The organism is Candidatus Competibacteraceae bacterium (assembly GCA_016699715.1).
GTDB lineage: Bacteria > Pseudomonadota > Gammaproteobacteria > Competibacterales > Competibacteraceae > Competibacter.
Window position 1 is genome coordinate 2,044,394 of sequence record CP065007.1, and the last position, 11,456, is coordinate 2,055,849.

Annotated in this window: 11 protein-coding genes; 8 read left to right on the top strand and 3 right to left on the bottom strand. The window is 61.4% G+C overall.

What is annotated here, in order from left to right:
- The first annotated feature begins 146 nt into the window (after nucleotides 1-146).
- Nucleotides 147-923, top strand: a complete 777-nt coding sequence (locus IPM89_09120) for an NAD-dependent protein deacylase (protein QQS53086.1) — start codon at nucleotides 147-149, stop codon at nucleotides 921-923.
- Here IPM89_09120 and IPM89_09125 read toward each other — a convergent pair.
- Complete coding sequence (locus IPM89_09125) at nucleotides 905-2,005, bottom strand: hypothetical protein (GenBank protein ID QQS53087.1); 1,101 nt, start codon at nucleotides 2,003-2,005, stop codon at nucleotides 905-907. The two genes, IPM89_09120 and IPM89_09125, sit on opposite strands and share 19 nt — an antisense overlap.
- Nucleotides 2,006-2,226: 221 nt before the next feature.
- Here IPM89_09125 and IPM89_09130 point away from each other — a divergent pair, with 221 nt between their 5' ends.
- Nucleotides 2,227-2,544, top strand: a complete 318-nt coding sequence (locus tag IPM89_09130) for a hypothetical protein (GenBank protein QQS53088.1) — start codon at nucleotides 2,227-2,229, stop codon at nucleotides 2,542-2,544.
- Nucleotides 2,545-2,852: 308 nt separating this feature from the next.
- Nucleotides 2,853-5,363, top strand: coding sequence for a glycogen/starch/alpha-glucan phosphorylase (locus IPM89_09135; protein QQS53089.1), 2,511 nt, complete (start codon nucleotides 2,853-2,855; stop codon nucleotides 5,361-5,363).
- Nucleotides 5,364-5,458: 95 nt separating this feature from the next.
- Here IPM89_09135 and IPM89_09140 read toward each other — a convergent pair whose 3' ends face one another.
- Complete coding sequence (locus IPM89_09140) at nucleotides 5,459-6,268, bottom strand: M23 family metallopeptidase (GenBank protein ID QQS53090.1); 810 nt, start codon at nucleotides 6,266-6,268, stop codon at nucleotides 5,459-5,461.
- Nucleotides 6,269-6,422: 154 nt separating this feature from the next.
- Between IPM89_09140 and gorA the strand changes: the two genes are divergently transcribed.
- Both gorA and IPM89_09150 read left to right on the top strand, forming a co-directional pair.
- Nucleotides 6,423-7,772: a glutathione-disulfide reductase gene (gene gorA, locus IPM89_09145; protein QQS53091.1), complete on the top strand. Its 1,350-nt coding sequence runs from the start codon at nucleotides 6,423-6,425 to the stop codon at nucleotides 7,770-7,772.
- A 56-nt stretch (nucleotides 7,773-7,828) separates the two neighbouring features.
- Nucleotides 7,829-8,464 (top strand): gamma carbonic anhydrase family protein, encoded by a 636-nt coding sequence (locus IPM89_09150; GenBank protein QQS53092.1) that lies wholly within the window; start codon nucleotides 7,829-7,831, stop codon nucleotides 8,462-8,464.
- Here the strand turns inward: IPM89_09150 and IPM89_09155 are convergent.
- Nucleotides 8,394-9,014, bottom strand: coding sequence for a LysE family transporter (locus IPM89_09155; GenBank protein QQS53093.1), 621 nt, complete (start codon nucleotides 9,012-9,014; stop codon nucleotides 8,394-8,396). The genes IPM89_09150 and IPM89_09155 overlap by 71 nt on opposite strands.
- Before the next feature lie 118 nt (nucleotides 9,015-9,132).
- Here IPM89_09155 and IPM89_09160 point away from each other — a divergent pair, with 118 nt between their 5' ends.
- From IPM89_09160 to IPM89_09170, 3 genes are all read left to right on the top strand, one after another.
- Nucleotides 9,133-9,705, top strand: a complete 573-nt coding sequence (locus tag IPM89_09160; protein ID QQS53094.1) for a LemA family protein — start codon at nucleotides 9,133-9,135, stop codon at nucleotides 9,703-9,705.
- Between the two features lie 18 nt (nucleotides 9,706-9,723).
- Nucleotides 9,724-10,680, top strand: a complete 957-nt coding sequence (locus IPM89_09165; GenBank protein QQS53095.1) for a hypothetical protein — start codon at nucleotides 9,724-9,726, stop codon at nucleotides 10,678-10,680.
- A gap of 282 nt (nucleotides 10,681-10,962) precedes the next feature.
- Complete coding sequence (locus tag IPM89_09170) at nucleotides 10,963-11,442, top strand: hemerythrin family protein (GenBank protein QQS53096.1); 480 nt, start codon at nucleotides 10,963-10,965, stop codon at nucleotides 11,440-11,442.
- Nucleotides 11,443-11,456: the final 14 nt, after the last annotated feature.

Genomic DNA, 11,456 nt, shown 5'->3' on the forward strand with positions numbered 1-11,456 from the left:
AAAAGTGTGGCAGGTCTCGATCCAGGGCACGTCCAGGCGCCGCGCCAGCCGGAAACCAGCGTAGTGGGCCACAAACGAGCTTTGGACGCGCACCGGAAAGCATTAAAATTTTCGCGGATTCCCCACTGTCCCAGCGAGGCTGCGCCATGAACGATCCCGATTCAACCACTGTCGCCCACATCGTCACGGCAATGCGCCGAGCCCGTCGGCTGCTGTTTATTACCGGCGCGGGCATCTCCGCCGATTCCGGCCTGCCGACCTATCGCGGCATCGGCGGGCTGTACAACAACGAACTGACCGAGGAAAACTTCTCGATCGAAACCGCTCTGTCCGGGTCGATGCTCGAAGCCGCCCCGCACATTACCTGGAAGTACCTGCATCAGATCGAAAATTCCTGCCGTGGCGCGCGCTTTAACGATGCGCACGCCATCATCGCCAACTTGCAGGATCAGTTCGAGGTCTGCGTGCTGACCCAGAACATCGACGGTTTCCATCGCGACGCCGGTAGCCGCAATCTCATCGAGATGCACGGCGATGTCCATGACCTGTACTGCACCCGTTGCGACTATTCCGCCACGGTTGCCGACTACAGCCAACTGGACATTCCTCCCGCCTGCCCGCGCTGCCACGCGTTGGTGCGACCGCGAGTGGTGCTGTTCGGCGAAACACTGCCGTCGCACGCCATCCAGCATCTTTATCGGGAACTGGACCAAGGCTTCGATCTCGTGTTCAGCATTGGCACCACCAGCGTCTTTCCCTACATCGCCGGCCCCCTGGTGCAAGCCAGCCAGGCGGGTATCCCCACCGTGGAAATCAACCCCAGCGACACCAACGTCACTCGCTTCGTGGATCACAAGCTCAGCTCGGGCGCGGCGACCAGCATGCGGGCCATCCGCGCGGCGTATCAGGAGCCGAACGCATAGAGCGACCGCTCCAGCCAGCCGGCGGCCTCAATCGTGCCGGACGGCGCCACCGGCGGTTTGGCCGGCTGCGCCAACAGCGCCCGCAAAGGTTCGGCCAAATCGCCGCTCGCCAGTTGCCGGCGGTCGATCTTAACCGCGTTAGCGTGCTCCGTCAGCCAGCGGCTCAACCATGGCTCTTCCGGCCAGTCGTCGCGCCCGACATAGAGCACTCGGGTCGCGTTGCACGCTGCCTCGGCGAAGGCACCGTAGCCGGGCTTGGTGAACAGCACGTCGCAAGAGCGGATCAGATCCAGCATCGAGCAATCCGTCAATGCCTCCCAGCTCCGCGCATCCGGCCGCGCCACCTGGCCCCAGTCCGGTGGGATCAGCCAGCACACGCCCGCCAGCGCCGGCCACGTCTCCAGCGGTGGGCGCAGGTTCACGCCCCCCAGACCCATCAGCACCAGCGTCTCGCCGCCACGCAAGCCGAGCCGGTGATCGATCTCCGGCCGCCGGTTCCGGCCCAGGGCGGCGATGGGGCCGATCGGCCGGGCGTTGCGCAAATTCGGCATCGGCATGCTGGGCGCCGGCTGGAGAAAGGCCACGGCGCTATTGTAGGCCGCCAACATCGGCGCGCGCAGCGCCGCCAGATCGGAGGCAGCGGCACCGTAGCCTTGCAGAATATCCGCCCAGTTCAGCGAACACAGCGCCAGCGCCGGAATCGCCAATCGGGCCGCCGCCGCCAGGCTCAGATAGGGAATATCGGCCAGCAGCAGATCCGGCGCCGCTTGCCGCAACTGATCTTCTTGCCAGTCCAGCCGCGCCTCCCACTCCCCATGGAAAGCCCGATAGGCGGCCAGGCTGTCCGCGACTTTCACGTCCAGCGCATCCACCATCACCATGCCGAAATCGGCCGCGCCGGCCACGACCGCGAATTCGCCCGCGATCCGCCCGCGCAAGACCGGCTCCGGCAGCAGGCTCTGCACGGTCAGGCGAATCGCCGGATGATGCTGGCGAAGGGCGTTCAGCACTGGCGCCGCTTGCGCCAAATGCCCGAAACCGTGGCCGGACAGGGCGACGTAAAGATGGGGAACTTCAATCACGCAAAACGTCCTCCGGACCGATGCGAAAGCGCCGTGATGACATATCGATGACAAATCGGCGACGATGGGCTTGCAATTTAGGTTGTTTGTCTCGAAAAAAACTTCTAGACTAAAATTGCAACAAGATGTCTCACAATGGCAAATCGTTGTTTTTTTAATACTCGCTATTCATACAGAACGATTCCAGGCTTAGCTCATTGCCAAGGCGCGAGGGCATGATCATGGCACAGACGCTGACTTTGCAAACGCTGGAAGCCGAAAATCAGTCATTTGCGGGCACCGGCGGTATTAGTTCGGCCAACCAGCACTGCGGTTTCATCCCCGGCTTTCTGGATCGGGAAACCGGCGCGGTCTACTGTTCCTGTTGGGCCGACGGCACTCCAGCCCCCTTCCACGCCCTGGACGGCCTGCCCGATCATCTGGTACTGGGTCGCAACCCCCGCGGCCATATCACCGCTGTCAAATCCAGCATCGTCGCCGGCTTCATCCGTTTCGGGCATTTCTATACCCGCGAACAGGCTGCTCACTGCCTCGAGTAGCAACCCGCCCCGCCGGTTCCGCCGCCTGCCCCGGGTCGATTGGCCGGCCCGCCGCCGATTGTACCCGCACCCCCCGATACCCGCCGCCATGCCCGCGGCCGGGAATCCCGCGTCCGCGATTGTTCCCAAGGCGACATCGACGATGCCTTGCAATTGGCAATCGCCCGACTATCGTTTCTATGACGTTCAGCGAACGACAGACCGCGAGCCGCGGGTTGCGGTTAATAAAAACCACCCAAGTCTCTCTGACGCCATCCGGCCCGGCACCGGCTTCCAATCCCATAACCCATGCAACGGACTTTACCGCCATGACGATCCAGACCGTAGAAAGAAGCACGCCAGCATCCTGGCTGACCGAACTGCCGCCCTTGGGCATGGACGCCAAAAGCATCGCCGCCGACTTCCGGCATTATTTCAGCCACACCCTGGGCCGCGACCGGCATACCAAGTACACCTACTACATGTACGAAGCCCTGGTGCTCACCCTGCGCGATCGACTGTGGGAGCGCTGGAAGAACACCCGCTATGCCTACGAGGCGGACGGTGGCGTGCGCCGGGCGTATTACCTGTCCCTGGAATTCCTGATGGGTCGGGCCCTGGGCAACGCCATGCTCAATCTGGGCGTCTCCGAACCGGTCAACAAGGCACTGTACGACATGGGCCTAACCCTGGAGGAACTGGCCGAGTGCGAGAACGACGCCGGGCTGGGCAACGGCGGCCTGGGGCGACTGGCGGCCTGCTTCATGGATAGCTGCGCCACCTTGCGGCTACCGGTGATCGGCTACGGTCTCCGCTACGCCTACGGCATGTTCCGCCAGCGCATCGAAAACGGCTATCAGGTCGAGGAACCCGATCATTGGCTGCGCAGCGGCACCCTGTGGGATCTGGAGCGGCCCGAATACACGCAGCGGATCAAGTTCGGCGGTCGCACCGAAAGCCACATGAAAGCCAATGGCGATATGGGCTGGCGCTGGCTGGATACCCATGACGTACTGGCCGTGCCCTACGACTTCCCGATCCCTGGCTATCAAAACGGCACGGTTAACACCCTGCGGCTGTGGTCCTCGGCCGCCACCGACGAATTCGATCTGGAAGACTTCAACGCCGGCAGTTATACCGACGCCGTGGGCGCCAAGAACATGGCGGAAAACATCACCATGGTGCTCTACCCCAACGACGCCACCGAGAGCGGCAAGGAGTTGCGGCTGCGCCAGCAGTACTTCCTGGCCTCCGCCAGCCTGCAGGACGTGCTCCGGCAATGGGTGCGGGTCCATGGCGAGGATTTCAGCCAGTTCGCCGCGAAGAACTGTTTCCAGCTCAACGACACCCACCCCACCATCGCGGTGGCGGAACTGATGCGCCTGCTGATGGACGAGCACGATCTGGGCTGGGACGAAGCCTGGAACATCACCAACAAAGTCATGGCCTACACCAACCACACCCTGTTGCCCGAAGCGCTGGAACGCTGGCCGGTGCGGCTGTTCCGGCAACTGCTACCCCGGCTGCTGGACGTCATTTACGAAATCAACGCCCGCTTCCTGGCCGAAGTCGCCAGCCACTGGCCCGGCGACATCGAACGTCAGGGTCGGATGTCGCTGATCGAGGAAGGCTACGAACAGCAAGTCCGCATGGCCTATCTGGCCATCGTCGGCAGCATCTCGGTCAACGGCGTGGCCGCGCTGCATTCGGAGCTGCTCCAACAAGGGCTGTTCCGCGACTTCTACGAATTGTGGCCGGAGAAGTTCAACAACAAGACCAACGGGGTCACCCAGCGGCGCTGGATGGCCAGTTGCAACCCTGGCATGAGCGCGCTGATCACCGAAACCATCGGCTCCGGCTGGATCACCAACCTGGACGAGTTGCGCAAACTGGCGCCGCATGCCGACAACCCCAAATTCCAGGCACGCTGGCGGGGGATCAAGCAGGATAACAAGGTCCGTCTGGCCAGTCTGGTCGAAGCCGACTGTGGCGTGGTCTTCAACACCAAGGCCATGTTCGACGTACAGGTCAAGCGCATGCACGAGTACAAGCGCCAGTTGCTGAACCTGCTGCACGTCATTCACCTGTACGACCGCATCAAGCGCGGCGATACCGCCAACTGGACCCCACGCTGCGTGCTGATCGGCGGCAAGGCGGCGCCCGGCTACTACATGGCCAAGCAGATCATCAAGCTGACCAACAACATCGCCAAGGTCATCAACAACGACCCCGAGGTCGGCGACAAGCTGAAGCTGGCCTTCCTGCCTAACTATCGAGTCACCGCGATGGAGATCATCTGCCCCGGCACCGATCTGTCCGAGCAGATTTCCACCGCCGGCAAGGAAGCGTCGGGCACCGGCAACATGAAGTTCATGATGAACGGCGCCGCGACCATCGGCACCCTGGACGGCGCCAACATCGAAATCCGCGAGGAAGTCGGCGACGAGAACTTCTTCCTGTTCGGCCTGACGGCGCAGCAAGTGGAAGAACGGCGGCGGGACTACAACCCGGTCGCCATCATCAACGCCGATGCCGACATCGCCCGGATCATGCACCTGCTGGAAAGCGGCCACTTCAACCAGTTCGAAAAGGGCATCTTCGACCCGATCCTGCATTCGCTGACCAGCCCACACGATCCGTGGCTGACCATCGCCGACCTGCACGGCTTCATCGAGGCCCAGCAGCAGGCCTCGCTGGCGTACCAGGATCAGGAAAAATGGGCGCGGATGAGCATTCTCAACACGGCGTTCAGTGGCAAGTTCTCCACCGACCGCACCATGCGGGAGTACAACGCCGAGATTTGGAAGCTGCAACCCCTGCCGGCAATGCCGATGGCGTAAAACCGTCGGCCTTACCCATGCCCCTCTTCTGAGCAGGAGAGGGGCATTTTTATTGCAAAAATTCGACTATTCCACGTCCCTTGTCCCTGTTCTTTTCACGGCATCGGCGGCACGATCAATGCCGGATCGATTCGCGCCGCGCGCCAATTCATCCGCCAGTCCAGATGCGGACCGGTCACTCGGCCGCTCTTACCCACGGTGGCGACCACATCGCCCTTGCGCACCGACTGTCCGACCCGGACATCAATCCGGTTCAGATGCATCAGCGTGGAACTCAACTGATAGCCATGATCGATAATCAATGTGGCGCCGCTATAGTACAAATCCGGTTCGGCCAGCGTAACGATCCCGTCGGCCGGGGCGCGTACCGGCGTGCCGACCGGCCTGGCGACATCGACGCCGTAATGCGGCTGGCGAGGTTCGCCGTTGAGAATACGCTGGCTGCCGTACACCCCGCTGATGCGGCCGGTGACCGGCCAAGCAAAGCCGCTCAGGAAATACGCTCGGGGAATCTCCTTCCGACGGACCGCGGCCACCTGGGCATTTTCCCGGCGGATACGCTCCAGCCTAGCGGGCGGCGGAGTGACCTTGCTCGGCGGCAAGCCATTGAGCCGCTGAATGTTGTACTGGCGCGACGAGATCGTCAATTGTCGATCGTCCCGACTTCCGTCCGGAAACACCGCGCGCAAGCGTGCCACCGGCGGCGCATCGCGATGAAACCCGAACACAAACGCCCCTTCCGGCGCCACCGGCACCGCTTGCCCATCCAGTTCCAGCCGAGTACCCGGCGGAGCCTGCCCGATGATCAGACCGCCCTGAGTCAGTTGCCCTCGCCAGTGCAGCTCGCCCGCACCGACCCACAATGGCCACAGCAGTAAAATGAAACCCCATCCGAACCCACGCATCGATCACCTCCGGTCTTGTTCGGCCCACCCGGCAGATCCACCAGGCACACGCTATAGTAACGGCTATTGCGCGCGGGATGCCGCCGCTTGGCCGCCTCTCCCGACGCCCGGATTATCGCCAGCATGATCATTACGCTCACCATTCGGAGGATGCATGACCCAGCATTACGACCTGATCGTCATCGGCGGCGGTAGTGGCGGCCTGTCGGTGGCGGAACGGGCGGCCCGCCATGGCGCTCGCTGTGCCCTGATCGAAGCCGACCGGCTCGGCGGCACCTGTGTCAATGTCGGCTGCGTGCCCAAGAAAATCATGTGGTACGCCGCCCATCTGGCTCATGCGCTCGACGATGCGCCCGGCTATGGCTTCCGGCTGGATTATTTCGACTTCGACTGGAAAAAGCTCAAGAGTGGCCGTGACGCTTTCGTGCGCAACATCAACGAATGGTATCTGGGCTATCTGGCCGAGGCGGGGGTCGAACTGATCCGTGGGTTCGGTCGTTTCGCCGATGCCCGCACACTGACGGTGGGCGACCAGCGCTATAGCGCCGACCATCTGGTCATCGCCACCGGCGGCCGACCACGGGTTCCCCAAGTGCCCGGCGCTCAGTTCGGCATCACCTCCGACGGCTTTTTCGAACTGAACGCCTGTCCGCGACGGATCGCCATCGTCGGTAGCGGTTACATCGCGGTGGAGCTGGCCGGGATGCTGCACGCGCTGGGCGCCGAAGTGACGCTGCTGGTGCGCAAGGATCAGGTATTACGGCCGTTCGACGCCATGCTGCGCGAGCAACTGATGGAGCGACTGCGCGAGGACGGCATCCATGTGCTGACGCGCACTCAGATCAACGCGGTGGCGCGACTGGCCAAGGGCGCGCTCAGCCTGCATTGCGACGGACGGGAAAATACCCTGGAAGTGGATGCGCTGTTGTGGGCCATCGGCCGCGATCCCAATACCGACACGCTCGATCTGGCGACGGCGGGAGTGACGGCGAACCCGAACGGCACGATCCCGACCGATCCCTATCAGAACACCAACGTCGCCGGCATTTACGCCATCGGCGATGTGACCGAACACTTTCCTCTGACTCCGGTGGCAATCGCCGCCGGCCGCCGGCTGGCCGACCGGCTGTTCGGCCAGCAACCGGAACGGCATCTGTCTTACGAAAACATTCCCAGCGTGGTGTTCAGTCATCCGCCCATCGCTACGGTCGGGCTGACCGAGGAGGAGGCGCGGCAACGACACGGCACGGCGACGCGGGTCTACCAGACCCGCTTCCGACCGATGTATCACGCCTTTACCCAGCGTAAGCCGCCGACCGCGATGAAACTGGTGTGCGTCGGCCCGGAGGAAAAGATCGTGGGTTGCCATCTCATCGGCGAGAACGCCGACGAGATGCTGCAAGGCTTTGCGGTCGCCATCCGCATGGGCGCCACCAAGCGCGATTTCGACGACACCGTCGCCATCCATCCGACCAGCGCCGAAGAACTGGTCACGATGCGCTGAAGGTCGAAGGGCCACAAACCATCCAACAATTCGCCCCTTGCATGAGAACTGCTCCCATGGCAATCCGTCCTTTCGAACAACACACCCCGCAAATTCATGCCACCGTCTACGTTGATGACATGGCTCTGGTCATCGGCGATGTCGAAATCGGAGAAGACAGCTCGGTCTGGCCGATGAGCGTAATCCGCGGCGACATTCAGCGCATCCGCATCGGCGCGCGCACCAGCATTCAGGATGGCACCGTCATTCACGTCACCCATGACAGCCGCTTCTGCCCGGGCGGTCAGCCGACCCTCATCGGCAACGATGTCACGGTCGGCCACAAGGTCATCCTCCACGCCTGCACCGTCGAGGATTACTGCCTGATCGGCATGGGCTCGATCATCATGGACAGGGCGGTGGTGCGGTCACGAGTGACCATCGGCGCCGGCAGCGTGGTGCCGCCCGGCAAGGTGCTGGAAAGCGGTTTTCTCTATGTTGGCAGTCCGGTCAAGCAGGTCCGGCCGCTGAACGAGCGTGAGTTGGAGTTTCTTGAATACTCGGCCCAGAACTACCGGCGCTTGCGGGAGCGGCACCTGCGGACGATTGGCGCGGACAACGCTACCGCCAGCGCTCCCGCTCCTAGCCCCAAACCGCCGAAGCCAGCGCCCAAAGCCCGAAGCCGGCGATCAGCACCCCCGAAACGCGGTTGATCCCGCCCAGCGCCACCGGGGTCAGTCGCCCACACAGCAACCCGACCCCTCCGGCCAGCAGCAGCCACCACAGCAGCGAGCCGGCGAACACCCCCAGCACCAGCACCCCGGCCGCCGCGAAATCCCGTCCTTCGGCGGCCAGACCCAGCCCGGCGAAAATCGCCAGAAACGCCAGCACGGTAACCGGATTGGCGAGGGTCAGCACCAGGGTGGACAGGTAATCGCCCAATAGTCCGGCGCGGCTGAGGTGAACGCGCGCCTGCTCGCTGGCTGGCGGGGTCCGCCAAGTCCGCCAGCCCAGGTACAGCAGGAACAGGCCGCCGACCGCTTGCAGTTCCCCTTGCCAGGCCAGCAGCGGATGCGCCAGCGACGCCAGTCCGAAGCCGGCAACGCAGCCGTAAACGGCATCGGCACTGGCCGCGCCCAAGCCGGATAGCACGCCCGACCAACGACCGCGTATTAGCGTGCGCTGCACGCACAACAACCCAATCGGCCCCACCGGCGCGGCGATGGCGAATCCGATCAGTATCCCCTTCAACCAGAGCGGCATGGCTTGTCTCTCCACGGCGCTAGCGCGCCTTTCTTCCCGCACCGTCAGTCAGATTGGCATATAATTTGGCGATAATTAATCCCGTTTACTATCCCCTATCCGTCTCTTCTGGCCATCAATGAACCCGTTCAGCCTCGTTCTACCCATCGCCTTGGTGCTGCTGATCCTGTACGGCATCGTCATCTACAACCGCCTGGTCAACCTCAAACATAACGTCGGTATGTCCTGGTCCAACATCGACGTGCTGCTCAAACAGCGTCACGACGAACTACCCAAGTTGGTCGAAACCTGCAAGCAGTACATGCGCTACGAGCAGGACACTCTGGAAGCGGTGATGCGTGCTCGCAGGGGAGTGGCCGAGGCCCAGCAGCGCGGCGACCTGCCGGCGCTGGGAGCGGCCGAAAGCCAGTTACGGCTTGGCCTGGGTCAGTTGTTCGCGGTGGCCGAGGCCTATCCCGAACTGCGCGCCAACGACAACTTCCGCCATCTGGAAAGCCGCATCACCGGCCTGGAAAACGCCATCGCCGACCGTCGGGAGTTCTACAACGACAGCGTCAACCTGAACAACGTCCGCATCGAACAGTTCCCGGACGTGCTGATCGCCCGTTTCTTCAACTTCGGACCATTCCGGCTGTTGGAATTCTCCGAACCGGAAAAACAGGATGTCGATCTCGTCAGTCTGTTCCGCTGAGCGGCGCGGAACGACCCGATGTACCGGCCCAGCCTAAAAGCGACGCTGCTGTTCGCCGCCCTCTGGCTCGGTTTCTTTCTGTTGCTGCGGCACCCAGTCCCGGCGGCGGGTCACGCCGGGTCATTGTCGCCGGCTCCGTTGCTGGCGCTGATCATGGTCGCCGCGATCTTCGGTCTGTACGGCGCGCTGCATTTCGGGCGGCGAGCCTGGCGACTGGCCGACACCCCCATCGCCCGCATCCGTTCGGCGCCGCAGGGCTACGTGGAACTCTACGGTCGCGCCCGACTGTTGCCGGGACCACCGATCCTGGCGCCACTCAGCTACCTGCCCTGCGCCTGGTACCGTTACCGGGTAGAGGAACGCACTTCGGGCAACCGCTGGTGGCCGGTGGATTCCGGCGAGAGCGACAGTCTGTTCTTACTTGACGACGGCACCGCCCAATGCGTGATCGACCCCGAAGGCGCCGACTGCATCAAGACTCGCCGCGAGGTCTGGTACGGTAATCTCGGCGGGGCGCGCACCCATGCCCTCTGGGGCATCGGCGCTACGTACCGCTATACCGAGCAACGCATCCTGCCCGACGAGGATCTGCACGTCATCGGCTTGTTCCGCACCGTCGGCGGTCTGCGAGAAGCGCCCGATACCCGGCGCGAAGTCGCGGAACTGCTGGAGCACTGGAAACGCGATCCACGACGGATGGCGCTGTTCGACCGCCGTCGCAATGGCCGGATCGATCCCGACGAATGGGAAGCCGCTCGCCGCGCGGCCTACCGGCAAGTCCAGCGGGAACAGTTGCAACAGGCAACCCAACCGGACGTTCACTTAATAGCCGACCCTGGCGATACCAGCCGACCGTTCATTATCGCCGCCTTTCGCAAGGAAAGCCGATTGATCAATTACTTCTACTGGCGCGCGGCGCTGCTGCTACTGGCGACACTGCTGGCAATAGGCTACTTAATATCAATCTTCGGTTGAACCTCACCTAATGGAACCAGAAAAACCCTACTTGAATCCATGGAGCCACTAATGGTAGGCTAATATTCTCTCAATCTCTTTTAAAGGCGATTGGGAGATTCCATCCATGAATCAGCCACAACTCATGCGGGAATCGAAAACCAGAAAGCGCGGCTCAGAGCAAATTCGAAAGATCTTGGAAAAACCTTGGCTTTCCAAAAATTCGAATACCTCATCAATCATTGGAACCACCCAACACATAGCCTCTATTAACCACATTAAACGAATAGGAAAAAATCCGCCATGTCCACTACACAAGAATATATAACCTGGTCACAAGAACTCAGCGTAGGCATTCAGGAACTCGATGAGCAACACAAGATCCTTGTCGCATTAATTAATCAATTATATAACAAAGCGATCTTAAACAAACCTGATCGTTTAATCATTGGTAGCATCTTAAACGAACTGGCACAATACACGATTATCCATTTTGCAGTCGAGGAAAGCCTGTTTCGCATATTTGATTATCCCGATACCGCCGCCCACCAGCAACACCACGAACAGCTCAAGGAAGAACTCATTAAGATTCAAAATAAATTCAATGAAGGAACACCCATTGACCTTGATCTCATGAGTTTTCTAAGACAGTGGTTAAAACAGCATATCATGAAAGATGATAAACAATATAAAGCTTTCTTTTTAGAAAAAGGCTTTATTGCCAACTGGTCCAAACAGCGGTCATGGGTTGGGAAAATCTGGGATTCGATTCATCTTAAGTAATCTCTCCAACGCAA

Excerpts from the sequence above, each read along its gene's own strand:
- IPM89_09150 (QQS53092.1), top strand. The coding sequence starts at position 7,829 with ATGGCAATCCGTCCTTTCGAACAACACACCCCGCAAATTCATGCCACC.
- IPM89_09155 (QQS53093.1), bottom strand. The coding sequence starts at position 9,014 with ATGCCGCTCTGGTTGAAGGGGATACTGATCGGATTCGCCATCGCCGCG.
- gorA (QQS53091.1), top strand. The coding sequence starts at position 6,423 with ATGACCCAGCATTACGACCTGATCGTCATCGGCGGCGGTAGTGGCGGC.
- IPM89_09170 (QQS53096.1), top strand. The coding sequence starts at position 10,963 with ATGTCCACTACACAAGAATATATAACCTGGTCACAAGAACTCAGCGTA.
- IPM89_09160 (QQS53094.1), top strand. The coding sequence starts at position 9,133 with ATGAACCCGTTCAGCCTCGTTCTACCCATCGCCTTGGTGCTGCTGATC.
- IPM89_09140 (QQS53090.1), bottom strand. The coding sequence starts at position 6,268 with ATGCGTGGGTTCGGATGGGGTTTCATTTTACTGCTGTGGCCATTGTGG.
- IPM89_09130 (QQS53088.1), top strand. The coding sequence starts at position 2,227 with ATGGCACAGACGCTGACTTTGCAAACGCTGGAAGCCGAAAATCAGTCA.
- IPM89_09120 (QQS53086.1), top strand. The coding sequence starts at position 147 with ATGAACGATCCCGATTCAACCACTGTCGCCCACATCGTCACGGCAATG.
- IPM89_09165 (QQS53095.1), top strand. The coding sequence starts at position 9,724 with ATGTACCGGCCCAGCCTAAAAGCGACGCTGCTGTTCGCCGCCCTCTGG.
- IPM89_09135 (QQS53089.1), top strand. The coding sequence starts at position 2,853 with ATGACGATCCAGACCGTAGAAAGAAGCACGCCAGCATCCTGGCTGACC.